Source organism: Streptomyces sichuanensis, assembly GCF_020328095.1.
Classification (GTDB): domain Bacteria; phylum Actinomycetota; class Actinomycetes; order Streptomycetales; family Streptomycetaceae; genus Streptomyces; species Streptomyces cinnamoneus.
In genome coordinates, this window is the sequence record NZ_JAIXMK010000093.1 from 1 (window position 1) to 16215 (window position 16215).

13 protein-coding genes are annotated in these 16215 nt (G+C 73.8%); 9 read left to right on the forward strand and 4 right to left on the reverse strand.

Annotation, left to right across the window (positions count from 1 at the left end; genetic code table 11):
* Positions 1 to 244 precede the first annotated feature (244 nt).
* Positions 245 to 1201: a LysR family transcriptional regulator gene (locus tag LE181_RS23850; protein WP_225663535.1), complete on the reverse strand. Its 957-nt coding sequence runs from the start codon at positions 1199 to 1201 to the stop codon at positions 245 to 247.
* A gap of 99 nt (positions 1202 to 1300) precedes the next feature.
* On the opposite strand from LE181_RS23850, the gene LE181_RS23855 reads away from it, so the two are divergent.
* Genes LE181_RS23855 through LE181_RS23865 form a run of 3 tightly spaced genes read left to right on the forward strand, consistent with a single transcriptional unit; the run spans position 1301 to position 4682 of the window.
* A complete protein-coding gene (locus LE181_RS23855; RefSeq protein ID WP_225663536.1) occupies positions 1301 to 2278 on the forward strand; it encodes an L-tyrosine/L-tryptophan isonitrile synthase family protein in 978 nt (325 codons plus the stop codon).
* 26 nt (positions 2279 to 2304) lie between these two features.
* Complete coding sequence (locus LE181_RS23860) at positions 2305 to 3162, forward strand: TauD/TfdA dioxygenase family protein (protein WP_225663537.1); 858 nt, start codon at positions 2305 to 2307, stop codon at positions 3160 to 3162.
* Positions 3159 to 4682, forward strand: a complete 1524-nt coding sequence (locus LE181_RS23865) for a 4-hydroxyphenylacetate 3-hydroxylase family protein (protein ID WP_225663538.1) — start codon at positions 3159 to 3161, stop codon at positions 4680 to 4682. Before LE181_RS23860 ends, LE181_RS23865 begins: the two co-directional genes overlap by 4 nt.
* A 100-nt stretch (positions 4683 to 4782) precedes the next feature.
* On the opposite strand, the gene LE181_RS23870 is transcribed toward LE181_RS23865, so the two are convergent.
* Positions 4783 to 5253: a VOC family protein gene (locus LE181_RS23870; RefSeq protein ID WP_225663539.1), complete on the reverse strand. Its 471-nt coding sequence runs from the start codon at positions 5251 to 5253 to the stop codon at positions 4783 to 4785.
* A gap of 141 nt (positions 5254 to 5394) precedes the next feature.
* Between LE181_RS23870 and LE181_RS23875 the strand changes: the two genes are divergently transcribed.
* Positions 5395 to 7275: an ABC transporter ATP-binding protein gene (locus tag LE181_RS23875; RefSeq protein WP_225663563.1), complete on the forward strand. Its 1881-nt coding sequence runs from the start codon at positions 5395 to 5397 to the stop codon at positions 7273 to 7275.
* A gap of 49 nt (positions 7276 to 7324) precedes the next feature.
* On the opposite strand, the gene LE181_RS23880 is transcribed toward LE181_RS23875, so the two are convergent.
* A complete protein-coding gene (locus tag LE181_RS23880) occupies positions 7325 to 7693 on the reverse strand; it encodes an arsenate reductase family protein (protein WP_225663540.1) in 369 nt (122 codons plus the stop codon).
* Positions 7694 to 7808: 115 nt separating this feature from the next.
* Here LE181_RS23880 and LE181_RS23885 point away from each other — a divergent pair, with 115 nt between their 5' ends.
* From LE181_RS23885 to LE181_RS23900, 4 genes are all read left to right on the forward strand, one after another.
* Complete coding sequence (locus tag LE181_RS23885) at positions 7809 to 8096, forward strand: hypothetical protein (protein WP_225663541.1); 288 nt, start codon at positions 7809 to 7811, stop codon at positions 8094 to 8096.
* 357 nt (positions 8097 to 8453) lie between these two features.
* The gene (locus tag LE181_RS23890) at positions 8454 to 9254 is read left to right on the forward strand and encodes a VOC family protein (protein WP_225663542.1); all 801 of its coding nucleotides are present in this window, start codon (positions 8454 to 8456) and stop codon (positions 9252 to 9254) included.
* Positions 9255 to 9357: 103 nt separating this feature from the next.
* On the forward strand, positions 9358 to 10428 hold the full coding sequence (locus tag LE181_RS23895) for an aminotransferase class I/II-fold pyridoxal phosphate-dependent enzyme (protein WP_225663543.1): 1071 nt from the start codon (positions 9358 to 9360) through the stop codon (positions 10426 to 10428).
* An 83-nt stretch (positions 10429 to 10511) separates the two neighbouring features.
* Positions 10512 to 13244: a helix-turn-helix transcriptional regulator gene (locus LE181_RS23900; RefSeq protein ID WP_225663544.1), complete on the forward strand. Its 2733-nt coding sequence runs from the start codon at positions 10512 to 10514 to the stop codon at positions 13242 to 13244.
* A gap of 42 nt (positions 13245 to 13286) precedes the next feature.
* On the opposite strand, the gene LE181_RS23905 is transcribed toward LE181_RS23900, so the two are convergent.
* Entirely contained in the window at positions 13287 to 13691 is a 405-nt protein-coding gene (locus tag LE181_RS23905; protein ID WP_225663545.1) for a rodlin, read from the reverse strand.
* Between the two features lie 224 nt (positions 13692 to 13915).
* Here LE181_RS23905 and LE181_RS23910 point away from each other — a divergent pair, with 224 nt between their 5' ends.
* Positions 13916 to 16159, forward strand: a complete 2244-nt coding sequence (locus LE181_RS23910) for an MMPL family transporter (RefSeq protein WP_225663546.1) — start codon at positions 13916 to 13918, stop codon at positions 16157 to 16159.
* Positions 16160 to 16215 lie beyond the last annotated feature (56 nt).

A 16215-nucleotide genomic window follows, 5' to 3' on the forward strand; every position in this document is an offset into this window, starting at 1 on the left:
CGGGCGCGTCGGCTGCGGGACCGCCGCCCGCGCCGCCGGCCCGCGGCAGGCGGTGAGACCGCCCGCCGCCGCGAGCGCGTGGAGCATGCGGCGCCGGGTCGTCCGCACGGGAAGCGATTCGTCGGGCATGTCGGGCTGATCCTCCTGACCACCGGCTCCGGGCCGTGCTCGCAGTATGGAGCTGATCGGCCCCGCAGCCCGGCAGGCGCGGCGTCGCACGCCCCGGCTCGGGTGCGATGCGGCGTCAGGACTGCGGTGCCGGGTGGTCGGCCAGCCAGTCCAGGTAGTGCGGGCTGCGCCGCACGGCCGTGGCGTAGACGCGTTCGGCGCGGGCGGCGACGGCGGGGGCGTGGGCGTCGAGGGCTCCCCGGCCGTGCCACAGCAGCCGGTGGCGGATGAGCAGGGGGGTGCCCGTGAGCGGGCGCGGGACGATGCCGGGGGTCGTGCGGAAGGTGGCCTGGCCCAGGCCCACCGCCTGGCCGTCGGCGATGAGTTCGCGGGCCGAGCCGGTCTCGGCGTCGTGGCGGACGGTCGCGGTGAAGCCCGCGTCGGCGCAGGCCGCGGCGAAGCATTCGAACAGGCCGTTGCCCTGACTCGCGGACAGGGTCCACTCGGCCTTGGCCAGTTCCGCGAGGGCGACCACGGGCTGCGCGGCCAGCGGGTGGGTGGCCGGCAGCAGGACGAAGGCCGGTTCGGTGGCGACGGTCGCCGACCGCAGGTCCGCCGGCAGTTCGAAGCCGGGGCGGATGTACTCCACCACGGCGGCCAGGTCCTGCTGTCCGCTGAGCACGAGGTCGGCGGCGGTGGACAGGTTCGTCTCCGTGCGCAGGGTCGGCAGCGCGCCGGGGAAGAGGCTCTTCAGCTCCCGGAGCAGGCCCACCGCCAGCGGGCCCGGCGTGGCGACGTAGCGCAGCGGCCGCCGGCCGTCGGTGGAGCCGGCGTGCAGCGCCGACTCCCGCTGGATCGCCTCGACGGTGGGCAGCACCGTCCGCGCCTTGGCGAGCACGAACTCGCCCAGCGCCGTGGGCGAGGCCCCCTGTAGGGACCGTACGAACAGGGCGCCGCCCAGCAGCCGCTCGATCCTTCGCAACTGCGTGGTGAGCGTCGGCTGGGAGACCCCGAGCGCGGCCGCCGCTTTGGTGATGCTGCCTGCGTCCGCTATGGCGCAGACGGCTCTGAGATGGCGAACTTCCAGGTCCATAGCTCGATACTATGAACGAATGACATTACTTGAAAGTTCTAATTCTTTGTCAGAATGGCCCTAGTAGATCTTGAACGTCAGATCCTGGGAGGGCACCGAATGTCGGACTCCGACGTCACGCGCGTCGCACGTGGAGTCATGGAGCTGGTCCTGCGTCACCAGCGCAAGGGCCAGCGGACGGGCAACTGTGCGCTCACCCCCTGCCCGGACTGCCGGGACGCCCACCTCGCCCGGGTCGAGCGGTACGTCGCGGCCGGCGAGCCGGTGCGCTTCGTCCTCCCCGCCTTCCCCGGGAAGTCGCCCAACACCGCCAAGGTGCTCGGCTTCCTGCCCGACAAGGCCGAGCAGCTGGCGCTGGAGTTCCTCAGCGGCCTGACCGCGGACATCCGCGAGGTGTACGCGCCGGGCGCCGAGATCCTCATCTGCTCCGACGGACGGGTCTTCAGCGACGCGGTCGGCATCCCCGACGAGCACATCACCGCCTACCAGCGCGAGATGCAGGCACTGATCGACGCGCTGCCCCGGCCGAGCGGCATCGGCCTGTTCAACCTGGAGGACCTGCCGGAGCTGGCCGGTCTCGGCCACGACCGGATGCGGGAGATCCTCTCCGAGCGCTACGCCGAGCCGCTGGAGCAGCTGCGCAAGCGCGTCCGGGCCGGCGAGGAGGCGCCGCTGTACCGGGCCATCACCCGCTTCCTCTTCGAGGACGGCAACACCCCCGAGTACACCGGCAGCCGGGCCGCCCTCCAGCGCGACGCCCGCGCCCGCGCCTACGTCGTCATCCAGCGCAGCAAGGCGTGGGGCGACCTGCTCGCCGACCGGTTCCCCGGCGCGCTGCGGCTGTCCATCCACCCGCAGCCCTGCGGGGCGGAGAAGCTCGGCATCCACCTCGTCCGGACCCCCGACAACTGGCTGACGCCCTGGCACAGCGTCGCCCTCGACACCGGCGACGGCGGCTACGTGCTCGTCAAGCGCAGCGAGGCCGAGGCGCGGGGCGCCGAGCTGGTCCGGGCCGGCGGCCGGCCGAGCCACTACGCGCTCACCGAGCCCCTCGCCCCCGCGACCGCCGCCGCCTGACCGGCCCTCCCCACCGAAGGACCCAGATGACCACCACCCCGGACACCACCCACCTGGCCGGCCACCCCCTCACCGCGATGGAACCGTTCGGCGTCCGCGTCGACGCCGCCCACCCCGGCGCGCCGGTCACCGACCTGCCCATACCCCGCCTGCGCGAGCTCGTGCGCGAGCACCACCTCCTGCTGCTGCGCGGCTTCGCCGGCCCCGCCGGGCCCGAGGAGCTGACGGACTACAGCGCCCGCTGGGGCGAGATCGGCATGTGGCCGTACGGGGCCGTCCTGGAGCTCGTCGAGCACGACGACCCCGACGACCACATCTTCGACCACCGCTACGTGCCGCTGCACTGGGACGGCATGTACCGCGAGCAGGTCCCCGAGTTCCAGGTCTTCCACTGCGTCAGCGCCCCCGGCGAGGGCAACGGCGGCCGGACCACCTTCACCCAGACCGAGGCCGTGCTGCGGGAGGCCGACGCCGACCGGCGCGCCCTGTGGGAGCAGGTCACCGGCCGCTACCGGCGCGAGGTCTCGCAGGTCTACGCCGGCGAGAGCGTCTCCCCCGTGGTGACCACCCACCCCGACGGCTTCCCGGTCATCCGCTACAACGAGCCGGTGCCGCCGGGCGAGGAGTTCCTCAACCACCCCGACCTGGAGTTCACCGGCGTGCCCGAGGAGCGGCTGGCCGAGTTCCACGCCACCCTCCAGGAGGCGCTGCACGACCCCCGCCACCTCTACGCGCACGAGTGGCGGACGGGCGACGTGGTGGTCGCCGACAACTACACGCTGCTGCACGGACGGGAGGCGTTCGCCAGCCGCTCGCCGCGCCACCTGCGCCGCGTCCACGTGCTCGGCACGCCGCCGCTGACCAACCCGGCGCTGGTCCGATGAGCGGGCACACCGCCCCCCGGTCGCTGATGACCGGCGAGGAGTACCTGGAGAGCCTGCGCGACGGACGCGCGGTGTACGTCGACGGCGAGCGCGTCAAGGACGTCACCGCCCACCCCGCCTTCGCCAACTCCGCCCTGTCCGTCGCACGGCTCTACGACGCCCTGCACGCGCCCGCGACCCGGGACGTGCTCACCGCCACCGACGACTTCGGCCTGCGCACGCACCGCTTCTTCAAGCCCAGCCGCTCGGCCGGGGAGCTGCTGGCGGCGCGCGAGGCGATCGCCACCTGGTCGAGGATGGGGTACGGATTCCTCGGCCGCACCCCCGACTACAAGGCCGCCTTCATGTCGGGACTGGCGGCCAACGCGGACTTCTACGGCGAGTTCGCACCCAACGCGACCCGCTGGTACCAGGAGTTCGCCGGCCGGGGCCTCTACCTCAACCACGTGATCATCAACCCGCCGACCGACCGCAAACAGGCCGTCCACGACATGCGCGACGTCTTCGTGCACGTCGAGAAGGAGACCGACGAGGGCATCGTCGTCTCCGGCGCCAAGATGCTCGCCACCGGCTCGGCGATCACCAACGCCAGCTTCGTCGCGCCCGTCGCCTCCGCGGCCCTCACCCCGGGCCGGGGCGAGGACTTCGCCGTGGTCTTCTTCGCCCGCATGGACAACCCCGGCGTGAAGCTGATCTGCCGCACCCCCTACGCACGACGGGACCGGGCCCCCTTCGACGCGCCCCTCTCCAGCCGCTTCGACGAGAACGACGCCGTGCTGGTGCTGGACCGGGCGCTGATCCCCTGGGAGGACGTCCTCGTCCACCGCGACATCGAGCGCTCCACCGGCTTCTACGCCAGGTCCGGCTTCGCCAACCTCTACAACTTCCAGTCCGGCGTGCGCCTGAGCGTCAAGCTGGAGATGATGGCCGGCCTGCTGTCGCTCGGCACCAAGGCGAACGGCACCGACGCCTTCCGCGGCGTCCAGGCCGCCGTGGGCGAGCTGGTGACGATGCGCAACATGGTCTGGGGCCTGACCACCGCCATGGCGATGGACCCCGAGCCGGGCACCGACGGCATCGCCCTGCCCAAGCTGGAGTACGCCTCGGCCATGCGCATGTACAACGCGCAGGTCTGGGACCGGGTGCACGAGATCTTCGAGACCACCCTCGGCGGCTCGCCGCTCGTGGTCCCCTCCAGCGCCCGCGACCTCGACCACCCCGACCTGCGCCCGCTCATCGACCGCTTCTACCGGGGCTCGGACACCACCGCCCAGGACCGGATCAAGCTGTTCAAGCTCATCTGGGACGCGATCGGCACCGAGTTCGGCGGACGGCACGAGCTGTACGAGCGCAACTACTCGGGCAACGGCGAGCAGGTGCGCCTCGACGCGCTGAAGTGGGCGACCGGACGCGGCGCCGTCGCCGCGTACGAGGAGTTCGTGCACACCTGCATGGCCGACTACGACACCACGGGCTGGACCCGGGGCCCCTGGCACACGGACCCGGCGGACGCCTGGTAGCGCCGCGGCACCGCCACTCGCCCCTCCTGGCCCCGCAAGGGTGCCGGCCGCACCGTTCCACGGCGCGGCCGGCACCCGCCGGGCGCGGGCGCGTGCGCACTCACCCCTCGGCGGCGTCCACCAGCTCCTGGACGTCGATCTTCTTCATCCCGAGCATGGCCCGCATCACCCGGTTCGACCGGACCGGGTCGGGGTCACCCAGCAGCTCGGTCAGCGTCCTCGGCACGATCTGCCACCACAGCCCGAACCTGTCCTTCAGCCAGCCGCACGCACCCTCCTCCCCGCCGTCGCCCAGCTTCGCCCAGAGCTCGTCGACCTCCTCCTGCGTCGCACAGTCCACACTCAGCGAGACGGCCTCGTTGAACGTGAACTGCGGGCCGCCGTTGAGCGCGATGAACCGCTGCCCCGCGAGCTCGAAGGTGACCACCATGACCGTGCCCGCTTCCCCCGGCCCCGCCTCGCCGTACCGCTGGACCTCCACGACGCGGGAGTCGTCGAAGACGGACGTGTAGAAGCCGGCGGCCTCCTCGGCCTGGTCGTCGAACCAGAGAAACGTCGTGATCTTCTGCATGCCGTGTCCTCCTGGACCCACCTTCGGGTGGAATCGGGCCGTTCGCCACCCGGCCACGACGTCGGTGCGGCATGGTGCAAGCGCACACTCAGCACCGGAGCGCCCACCCCCACCACGGGAGGCGAGTTGTCAGCCGAGGCCATGGTCCCGCCCCAGGAAGAATTACGGTATCGCTCCGCCACGTTGACCGTCTTCGAGAAGAACCCCCTCACCGCACGCTCCATGGGGCGCCGCCTGCCCCAGCTCGTCCGCAAGGCGCTCTCCCTGGGCTGGCGGGTGGACCGGCGCGCGGTGGTCCTGCTCCTGACGTGCCAGGTGCTGTCCGCGGCCTTCGAGGCGTTCGGACTGCTCGCCACCACCCGCACCATCACCGCCCTCATCACCTCCGGCCACATCCAGGACCGCCTCTGGGAGGCGCTGCCCTCGCTCGTCCTGCTGGCCGGGGCCGCCGGGGCCCGCGCCCTCCTCGGCATCGTCATCCACAACATCTCCAGCCGCCTGGCCCCCCGCATCTCCCGCGAGGCGGAGATGCAGATGCTCGACGCCGCGATCCACACGGAGCTCGTGGCCTACGACAACCCCGGCTTCAACGACATGCGGGAGGCGGCGGACCGGGGCGCGGACGTCGCCCAGGACCTGCTCATCGAATCGCAGGACCTCATGGCCTGCCTCGCCTCACTGATCGCCGCGGCCGGCGTGGCGACGCTGCTGCACCCCGTCCTGCTGCCCCTGTTGCTGCTGGCCACCTTCCCGCAGGGCATCGCCAGCGTGCAGGGCGCACGCATCCACTACACGACCTCCCGCGCCCTGAGCGGCGAACGCCGCGTCCTGGGTCTGCTGCGCTGGCACATGACCGACAAGGCCCCCGCCGACCAGCTCCGCTCCTGCACCATGGCCGACTTCCTCCTCGACCGCTACCGGGCGATCGGCCACCGCATCGACATCGCCACCGACAAGGCCGTGCACCGGGGCGCCCGCTACGCACTGCTCGGCGCGGTGGCCGGCGGGCTGGCCTCCGCCCTGGTGTGGACGGCCCTCGTGCTGCTGCTGGCCACCGGCCACGTGTCCGTCGCCTCGGCGGGCACGGCGGTCTTCGCGCTGCGCACGGTCGGTTCGTCCCTGCGCGGTGTCGTCGCCTACGGCTCGCGCCTCTTCCGCACGGGCCTGTACCTCGACGACTGGGCCGAGTTCATCGACAAGGCCGGCGGCCACCGCATGGCGCGGGGCACGAAGAGCCCGCCCGCCCCACTGTCCGTCACGGCGGAGGGCCTCACCTACCGCTACCCCGGCGCGGACCGCCCGGCGCTGGAGAAGGTCAGTCTCGAAGTGCGCCGCGGCGAGGTCCTGGCGCTGGTCGGCGAGAACGGCTCGGGCAAGACCACGCTCAGCAAGCTGCTGTCGGGCCTGTACCTGCCCACGGAAGGCAGCGTGAGCTGGGACGGCGTGCACACCGCCGACCTCGACCCGCAGGCGTTGTGGACCCATACCGCCGTCGTCCCGCAGGACTACGCGCACTGGCCCATGACCGTCCGCGAGAACATCACGCTCGGTCAGCCGCACGGCGGGGACGCCGCCGTCCTGCGGGCCGCCGGCCACTCGGGCGCGGACGAGGTGATCAAGGACCTGCGCAGCGGCCTGGACACCCTGCTGGCCCGCGAGTGGTTCGGCGGAGTGGAGCTCTCCGGCGGGCAGTGGCAGCGCGTCGCCATCGCCCGCGCCTTCCACCGGCCGGCCGGACTCCTCGTCATGGACGAACCCACCAGCGCCCTCGACGCCCGCGCGGAGCACCGCATCTTCACCGGGCTGCGCAAGGTCGCCCAGGACCGGGCCGTCGTCCTCGTCACCCACCGCCTGGCCAACGTGGCCGTCGCCGACCGCATCGTCGTCCTCGACCACGGCCGCGTCATCCAGCAGGGCAGCTTCCCCGAACTCGTCCGGGCCCCGGGGCTCTTCCGGGAGCTGTGGGAGCTGCAGAACGACCGCGGTGCCGGAGTGCCCCGCGACGGCGCCCACCGGTCCTGACCCCCGACGCCCCGCACCCGCCGCCGGCGGGCGCGGGGCGCGGGCCGGGTCAGCCTGCGGAGCGGGAGAGGGCCTCCCGGACCGCCTCGTCCGTACGGCCCACCACGGCCGAGCCGTCGTCCGCGGTGATGATCGGCCGCTGGATCAGCTTCGGGTGCTCCGAGAGAGCGCCGATCCACCGCTCGCGGGCGCCCGCATCGCGCGGCCAGTCCTTCAGCCCCAGCTCCTTCGCCACCGCCTCCTGGGTCCGGGTGATGTCCCAGGGCTCCAGCCCGAGCCGGTCGAGCACGGCGCGGATCTCGTCGGCGCCGGGGACGTCCTCCAGGTAGCGGCGGACGGTGTAGTCGGCGCCTTCCGCGTCGAGCAGGCTGATGGCGCTGCGGCACTTCGAGCAGGCCGGATTGATCCAGATCTCCATGGCCCCCACCGTATCGCGAGCCCCTGGAGGTGGCGTCTGACCAGGGCCGTTGTCAGTGCCCCGCAGTAAAATGGGGGGAGTTGAAACAGTGCAGGACCGCGTCAGGAGGATGCCGATGGCCGTAGCCGCAACACCCTGCCCCCTTCCCGACCTGCCGAGCCTTCCGACCTTGCCGAAGAAGCGCCTGCCGGCGGGACGCACGCGCGACTGGTACGAGTCGCACAACCGCCGGCTGAAGGCCATGCGCCTGGCGATCGCCCTGCTCCACTCCGGCGTCAACCGTCCCCGGACGGCCACGAACCGCCGGATACGCCTGGTGGCCTCCCAGATCGGGGTGCACCGCCCGTCCGACACCACGTGCCGGATGGTCCGCACGCTCATTCACCACGACAGCGGTCGCTGACCGCCGTCGGTCCCTGCTCGGAGCAGCGGTCCCCCTCCCGCCGACGGGGCGGAAGGGGGACCGGCCGGCAACGGTTCCTGGCCGGGGTGTTGAGCAAACCGAGCACTGCGGCGGTTCCGAGGGTCATGACGGCGGCACGGCGCATGAAGTACCTCTTATCCGGTCATCGGTTTTGACATATCACGCTTGCCCCGCCCGTGTCCCGCCAAGCGCCATGTCGCCCGTACGGGGCAAGGAGAAACGGCGACCCGGCCGCATGTTCGGCGATGGTTGCCTCCGGCGCCCGCCTCGCGGTCCGGTGGACGGGTGACTAGCGTGAAAACCGGACCAACCTGTCGAGTGGAAGGGGCCGGAGCCATGCCCGTGCAACCGGAAGGCATGCCGTGCTGGGCCGACGCGATGTTCACCGACCTGGAGGACGCCAAGCGCTTCTACGGTGCCGTGCTGGGCTGGACGTTCGGCGAGAGCGCCTCGGAGTACGGCAACTACACGCAGGCGTACTGCGACGGCAAGGCGGTGGCGGCCATCGTCCCTCCGATGCCCGGGCAGGAGGGCGAGACCCGTTCGGCCTGGTGCCTGTACCTCGCCTCGCCGGACGTCACCGCCACCGCGGGCGCGATCCGCGACAACGGCGGCACGCTCCTCATGGAACCCATGCAGGTCGGGGACTTCGGGTCGATGCTGCTCGCGAGGGACCCGGGCGGCGTGGCCTTCGGCGCCTGGCAGGCCGGCAGGCACGAGGGCTTCGAGCTGCGCGGCGTGCCGGGGGCCTACTGCTGGGCCGAGGTCTTCACCCGCCACCCGGCGAAGGCCGACGCCTTCTTCCCCGCGGTCTTCCCGTACACGGTCAGGCGGATGGAGGACGACGCCGTCGACTTCAAGCTCTTCGGCCTGGGTGACGACACCGCCCTGGGCCGGATGGCCATGACCGACGAGTTCCCCGACGACATTCCGCCCTACGTCAACGTGTACTTCGGCGTCGACGACTGCGACGCCGCCGTGGCGAGGGCGACCGAGCGCGGCGGCACGCTGCGGTTCGGGCCGATGGACAGCCCGTTCGGCCGGTTCGCGGCGCTGACCGACTCGCAGGAGGCCGCGTTCTCCGTCATCGACCTGGCGACGACGAAGGGCGACATGCCCCGCATCACCCCCGAGTAGCGCCCCGGGCCGTACCCGCCCCGGGCGCCGGGTGCGCGGGGCGCCGGGAGCCCCAGGGTTCCTCCCGTAGTGCCGCCGGCCCGGCGACCGGCAGCCTGGGGGCATGACGTCGCAGCCGTACGGAAAGACCACGGTGCTGGTGATGAACACCGGCGACTACCTCGGGCTCGCCGGACACCCGGAGATCACCCGGGCGATGCGCGCGGCCCTGGACCGCTTCGGCTCCGCCGCCCGCGCCGCCGGCCCCCGGCCGCCGCACCGCCGGCTGGAGGAGCGGCTCGCCCGCTGGCTGGGTGCCGAGGCGGCACTGACCTTCGGCTCCGGCTACCTCGCCTGCCTCGGCGCGCTGCCCGCGCTGTGCGACTCCGCCACGGTCGTGGCCGCCGACCAGTACAGCCACCAGGGCGTCATCGACGGCTGCCGGCTGGCGGAGGGCCGCATCAGGATCTTCTCCCACAACAGCACGGCCAAGCTGGAGTACCTCCTGGAGCGCCACGCCTCGGCGGAGAAGCGGTTCATCGCCGTCGACGGCCTCTACGCGGCCGACGGCGAACCGGCCCCGCTGGCCGCGATCGCCGCACTGGCCCGCCGCCACGACGCGATGACCGTCGTCGGCGAGGCCCACGGGCTCGGTGTCCTCGGGCCGGGGGGCCGCGGCGCCTGTGCGGGTGCCGGCATCGTCCCGGACCTGCTCACGGGTACGTTCGCCACCGCCCTCGGCGGAACCGGCGGGTTCGTCGCGGGCCGGCGCGACGTCGTCGGCCGGCTGCACGGCACCGCACACCCCTCTGCCTTCGGCACGGGCCTGACCCCCGTCGCGGCGGCCGGTGCACTCGCGGCCCTGGACCTGCTGCAGCGCGAGCTGTGGCGGCCCCTGCGGCTGCGGGAGAACGTCGCACGGCTCCGCACCGGGCTGCGCGCCCTCGGCTTCGACGTCACCGACACCCCCGCCCCCGTCGTCACGGTGCCCGCCGGTGACGCCGCCACCGCCCTGCGCCTGGCCCGGGGCCTGCGCGCACGGGGCGTGGACGTCGTCCCACCGCGGCACCCCGCCGTCCTCGCCCGCTGCGCCCGGCTGCGGCTGACGGTCACCGCCACCCTGCGGCCCCGGGACATCGACCATGTGCTGGAGGCGCTGCACGACGTCGCCGCGGCCGACGGCCTCGTCGGCTGACGCACCGCCCGCCACCCCGCAGGGGTGCGCTTTCCCGTGGAACGCCCTCGCCGGGGGCCGGCGGCTCCGTTAGCCTCGGTGACGTGCTGTGGGGGAGGGAGCCCGAGTGCGAACGGCTGGGCCGGCTGCTGGACGCGGCCCGCGGCCTGCGCAGCGGCGTCCTGGTGCTCGGTGGCGAACCGGGCGTCGGCAAGAGCGCGTTGGTGGACCACGCCGTGCGCACCGCCCACGGCCTGCAGGTCCGTCAGGTCAGGGCGGCCGAGACCGAACAGGGCCTGCCCTTCGCCGGGCTCTCCGCGCTGCTGCGCCCCTGGGAGCACGAGATCGGGCGGCTGCCGCCGGTGCAGGCGGCAGCCCTGAGGGGCGCCCTCGCGCTGGGGCCGCCGGTGGGCGGCGACCGCTTCGCCGTGGCCGCCGCCACCCTCGGCCTGCTGACCGCGGCCGCCGAGGGGCAGCCGATGCTGCTGGCGCTCGACGACTTCCACCGGATGGACGAGGCGTCGGCCGAGGCCGTCCTCTTCGCCGCCCGCAGGCTCGACCGCGAGGGCATCGCCGTCCTCATCGGCACCCGCGTACCGCCCCCGGAGTGGGAGACCCTCCACCTCGCCGGGCTCGACACGGCCGCCGCCACCGAGCTCCTGACGGCCCACGGGGGCACCGTCGCCGACGACGTGGCCGAACGGCTGGCGCGGGACACCGGCGGCAACCCCCTGGCGCTCATCGAGCTCGCCCGCCTGCTGGGCCCCGACCACCTGACCGGCCGGGCCGCGCTGCCCGTACCGCTCCCCGTCGGGCGCGCCACCACGGCGCTGTTCGCGCCCCGGCTGGCGGACCTGCGTCCCGGCCGGCGCTCGGCGCTGCTGCTCGCCGCGCTGACCGACACCGACGTGGACACCGTGGCCGCCGCGGCCCGCGAGCTGGGCCTGCCGCCCGAGGCGGTGACCGAGCTGGACGACGGCGGGCTGGTGACCCTCGACGGCGGTCGGGTCGCCTTCGCCCATCCGCTGGTCCGCTCGGCCGTCGTCGAAGTGGCCGGCCCGGCCCGGGTGCGGGCCGCCCACGGGGCCCTCGCCCGCGTCCTGACCGGGCCCGCCCACGCCGACCGCCGGGCCTGGCACCTGTCCGCGTCGGTCGTCGGCCGCAACGAGGAGGCCGCCGCGGAGCTGGAGCGGATGGCCGACCGCATGCGGGACAAGCGTGCCTATCGCATCGCGTCGGTCAGCTACGAGCGTGCCGCCCGCCTCACCGCCGACCGCGAGCGGTACGGCCGCTGCCGCTTCCAGGCGGCGGCCGCCGCCTGGTTCGCCGGACAGTTCCACCGCGCCCGCGACCTCGTGGCCGAGGCGACCGCCGACGAGACGGACGGCGACTGGGCGGCGGAGGCGCAGTACGTCCTCGGCGGCATAGAGCTCTTCCTCGGCCACCCCGGGCACGCGGTGCGGCGCCTGGCCGACTCCGCCGCCCGCCATCGCGCGACGGCGGTGGAGGTGGCGGTACGGCGCCAGCTCGACGCCGTGCTCGCCGCCTACGTCGGCAACGACTTCCCCGTCGCCGCCGAACTCGCCACGGCCGCCGCGGCATGGGGCTCCACCGACCGGGCCCTGACCGGGCTCGCCCACCTCCTGGCCGGTGTCAGCGTGCTCGCCTGCGGCGACCCGGAGCGGGGCGCGCACCTGCTGCAGGCGGCCGTGGACGTCCCGGAGCTGGTCCGCGGGCACGGCCTGGACGGCCAGCACGCCGTGCACGCCGCCCACGAGCTCGTCCGCGTGGGCATGCCAACGGCCGCGAAGCGGATCCTCGACCCGCTCGTGGAGGGGCTGCGCGCCGACGCCGAGCTCGGCATGCTGCCCTACGCCCTGCACATCGCCGCCGTGGCCGAGGCGGGCTCGGGGCAGCTGAACGCCGCCTTCGCGGCGGCCTCGGAGTCGGCGCGGCTGGGCCGCGAGACCGGGAACCCGCTGTGGCACTACCGGGGCACGGCGGTCCTGGCGTACGTGCAGGCCGTCCGCGGCGAGGAGGACGACTGCCGGCAGCGGGCCGCCGAGGCCCGGCGGCTCGGCGAGCAACTGGGCACCACCTCGGCCCGGTACATCGACGAGGCGCTCGCGGCCCTGGAGTTCGCGCTGGGGCACACGGAGGCCGCCCTGGCCCACACGGCGGACGTCGGCTACTTCCGCGTGTGCTCCTCCGCCCTCCTGCTGACCTGGCCGGGCGCCATGGACGTCGCCGAGGCACACGTCCGCGGCGGGCACCGCCTGCCCCACGCCCTGGCCGCGGCCCTGGAGCGCACCCTGGCGGGGGACATCGCGGCCGCACTGCCGGGCCAGGCCGCGGGGCTGGCCCGGCTGCGGGCCCTGACGACGGCCGACGGCGACGAGGCCGAGGAGCTGTTCGGCCGGGCGGTGGCCGGTTACACCGGCGCCGGGCTGCGCCTGGAGGCCGCCCGCACCCAGCTGTCGTGGGGGCAGCGGCTGCGCCGGCAGGGCGGGCGCACCGCGGCCCGCGCCCGGTTGCGGGCGGCACACGCGGGTCTGGAGGCGATGGGCGCCCGGCTGTGGGCCGGGCGCGCGCTGGCCGAGCTGCGGGCCACGGGTCTCAAGCACCTGCCCGCGGCCGGGCGGCCGGAGCAGCCGCTGACCCCGCAGGAGATGCAGGTGGCGCTCGCCGTGTCGGGCGGCGCCACCAACCGGGAGGCGGCCGCGGCCCTGTTCCTGAGCACCAAGACGGTGGAGATGCACCTGACCCAGGTCTACCGCAAGCTCGGCCTGCGCTCGCGGACCGAACTGGCCCGCCGCTTCGCCGACGAGCACGACTGAGCCCTGCTCGTGACCGACGGGCCGCGTCGGGCCGGTGCCGGCTCAGTGGGGGCCGTCTGTGTTCCCGGAGCCGTTCCCGGAGGCGACCGCGATCTCGTCGAGCAGGTGGCTCAGCGGGTCGTCACCGTCGTTGATCGTGGAGTTGTCGGTGCACTGTTGCTGCTGCTGCGAGGTGAGGACCGGGATGTCCTGCAGGCCGATGTTGGCCAGCAGCAGTGCCTGTACGCCCGCCTTGCCGACGCCGATGCACAGCTTGTCGAGCGAGCCCTGAAGGGCGCTCAGCTGCGGGCTTTCCGTGCCGCCCGTCTCCGTCCGGCCGTACGAGGTGAGGGCGTCGTTGCCGTTGGCGGTGTTCCGCTCGTCATTGACGCTCGCCGCCGCGGGAGAGGCGATGCACCCCACCGCGGACGCCGTGAGGGCAGCCGTCGCAAAAACCTTCTTGAGCACGTCCCGGCCTTTCGCTGGGTGATGTCTTCTGCAGGGAAGTCACCTGGGTAACTCGGGGCCGCCGGGGAAGTTCCGGACGCTCACTCACCTGCCCCAACGGTCCGCCCGGACCGGGTCGTCACGGCCGCCGCGCCGGATATCACGCTCAATACTGGCATTTTTACCCTTAGTCCTATTCTATGGATGCGCGTGGCCCGGCCCGACCCTGCGAAGGACGCCATGTGATGCTCCTCCATCAGCCCCGCCGAAGGTTCTGGGCAACAGCGGTCTACGGAACGTCCCGCCGCGCCGTCGTCTCCCTCCTGGTCCTGTGCCTGGTGGCCACGGCCGCCGCAGTGGGCGCGTACGGGGTGGGGGAGCGCCTGGCCCCCGGCGGCTGGACCCCGGCCGACGCGCAGTCCACCCGGGCCGACGCCTTCCTCGCCGACCGCTTCGGCGCCGGACAGCCGCACCTGGTGCTGCTCGCCACCGCCAAGGAGCCCGTCGACTCCCCCCGGGCACGGCAGGCGGGCCGGGAACTGACCAGCCGTCTCTCCGCCGACCCGCGCACCGCCTGGGTGCACGGCTACTGGCCGCACCGCACCCCGCACCTGCGCAGCCGCGACGGTCGCAGCGCCCTCGTCGCGGTCCGCTTCAGCGGCGAGGAGAAGGACGTCCTGGCGGCCGGCAAGGACATCGCCTCCCGCGAGACGCAACGGAGCGGAGCGCTCGCCGTGTCGGTCGCGGGCGAAGCCGCGCTCTTCTCGGAAATGGAACGCCTGAGCACCGACGGAGCGATGGTCGCCGAGGTCATCGTCGCCCCGCTCGTCCTGCTGATCCTCCTGTGGGCCTTCGGCAGCCTCGTCGCCGCCCTCCTGCCCGTCGCCGTCGGCGCCTTCGCGGTCCTCACCACCACCGCACTGCTGCGCCTGCTGAGCGAGACGATGACCGTCTCCGTGTTCGTCCTGAACATCGCCTCCGCGCTGGGCTTCGGACTGGCCGTCGACTACAGCCTGCTCCTGGTCAGCCGCTTCCGCGAGGAGGTCGGCCGCGGCACCCGGACCGTCGAGGCGGTCGAGTGCGCGGTGCGCACCGCCGGCCGGGCCGTCGCCTTCTCCGCGACGACCATCGCCGCGGTCCTGGGCACGCTCATGGTCTTCCCGCTGACGCTGACCCGTTCCCTCGCCGCCGGCGGCGCCGCCGTCGCCCTGTGCTCGGCCGCCGGGGCGCTGCTCGTCCTGCCCGTGCTCCTGGCGCTCCTGGGCAAGCGCGTCAATTCCTGGGACCTCTTCGCCCGCTGGCGCACCCGCGCCGACCGGCCGGTGAGCGAGGGCCGCTGGTACCGGCTGGCGGTCTGGGTGACGCGGCGGCCCGTGCTCGTCACGCTCGGCACGCTGCTCCTGCTGGGCCTGCTGGCCGCCCCGGGCGCCGGTGCGCGGTTCGGCATGTACGACGACCGCATCCTGCCGTCCTCCTCACCGGTGGCCCAGGCATCGCAACGCCTGCGCACCGACTTCGCCGCCGAGAGCGGCAGCGCGGCGACCGTCGTCCTTCCCGACGTCCACGTCGCGCCCCCCGTACCGGCCGTGGCGCCCCGCGCCCTGCCCGGCCCGGCCCCCCACCCCGTCTCCTCCTCCGCGGTCCACACCTACGCGGCCCGGCTGTCCCGGCTGCCGGGCGTGCGCCAGGTGCAGACCGCCACCGGCATCTACCGCGGCGGACGGCGCACGGCCGCCGCCGGTCCCTGGGCGGCCGGCTTCACCGGCCCCGCCGGCACCTGGCTGAGCGTCACGCCCACCACCGACTCCCCCCTCTCACCGGACGGACGGCAGCTCACCGAGCGGCTGCGCGAGGAGCCCGCCCCCACCGCGGCGGCCCTCGTCGGAGGTCCCGGAGCCCGGCTGACGGACACCGAGAAGGCCCTGAGCGACCGGCTGCCCCTCGCCATGGTGCTCACCGTCCTCGCCACGCTCCTGCTGATGTTCGCCTACACGCGTAGCCTCCTCGTGCCCGTCAAGGCCGTCGTCCTCAACGCGTTGAGCCTGGCGGCGACCTTCGGCATCATCGTCGCCGTCTTCCAGCAGGGCCGTCCGGAGGCGCTGCTCGGGACCGTGAACAGCCCCGCCACCACCGACGTCGTCATTCCCGCCGTCATGTTCTGCACGGCCTTCGGGCTTTCCATGGACTACGAGGTCTTCCTCCTCTCCCGCATCCTGGAGGAGCACCGCCGGGGCACGCCCACCACGGTCGCCGTCGCCGTGGGCCTGCAGCGCACCGGACGGCTGTTCACCTCCGCCGCCCTGGTCTTCGCCGTCGTCATGGCCTCGCTCGCCGCCTGCGACCTCGTGCTGCTGCAGCTCATCGGGTTCGGCCTCGCGGTCGCCGTCGCCCTCGACTGCACGCTGGTGCGCGCCCTGCTGGTCCCCGCGGTCATGTCGCTGGCCGGCCGCGCCAACTGGTGGCCCGCGGGCCGCCGCCGGACCGGCTGACCCGCCTCCACGGGCACGGATGTCGGCCCCAAGGGCCTTTCGGCAGTACAAATGCT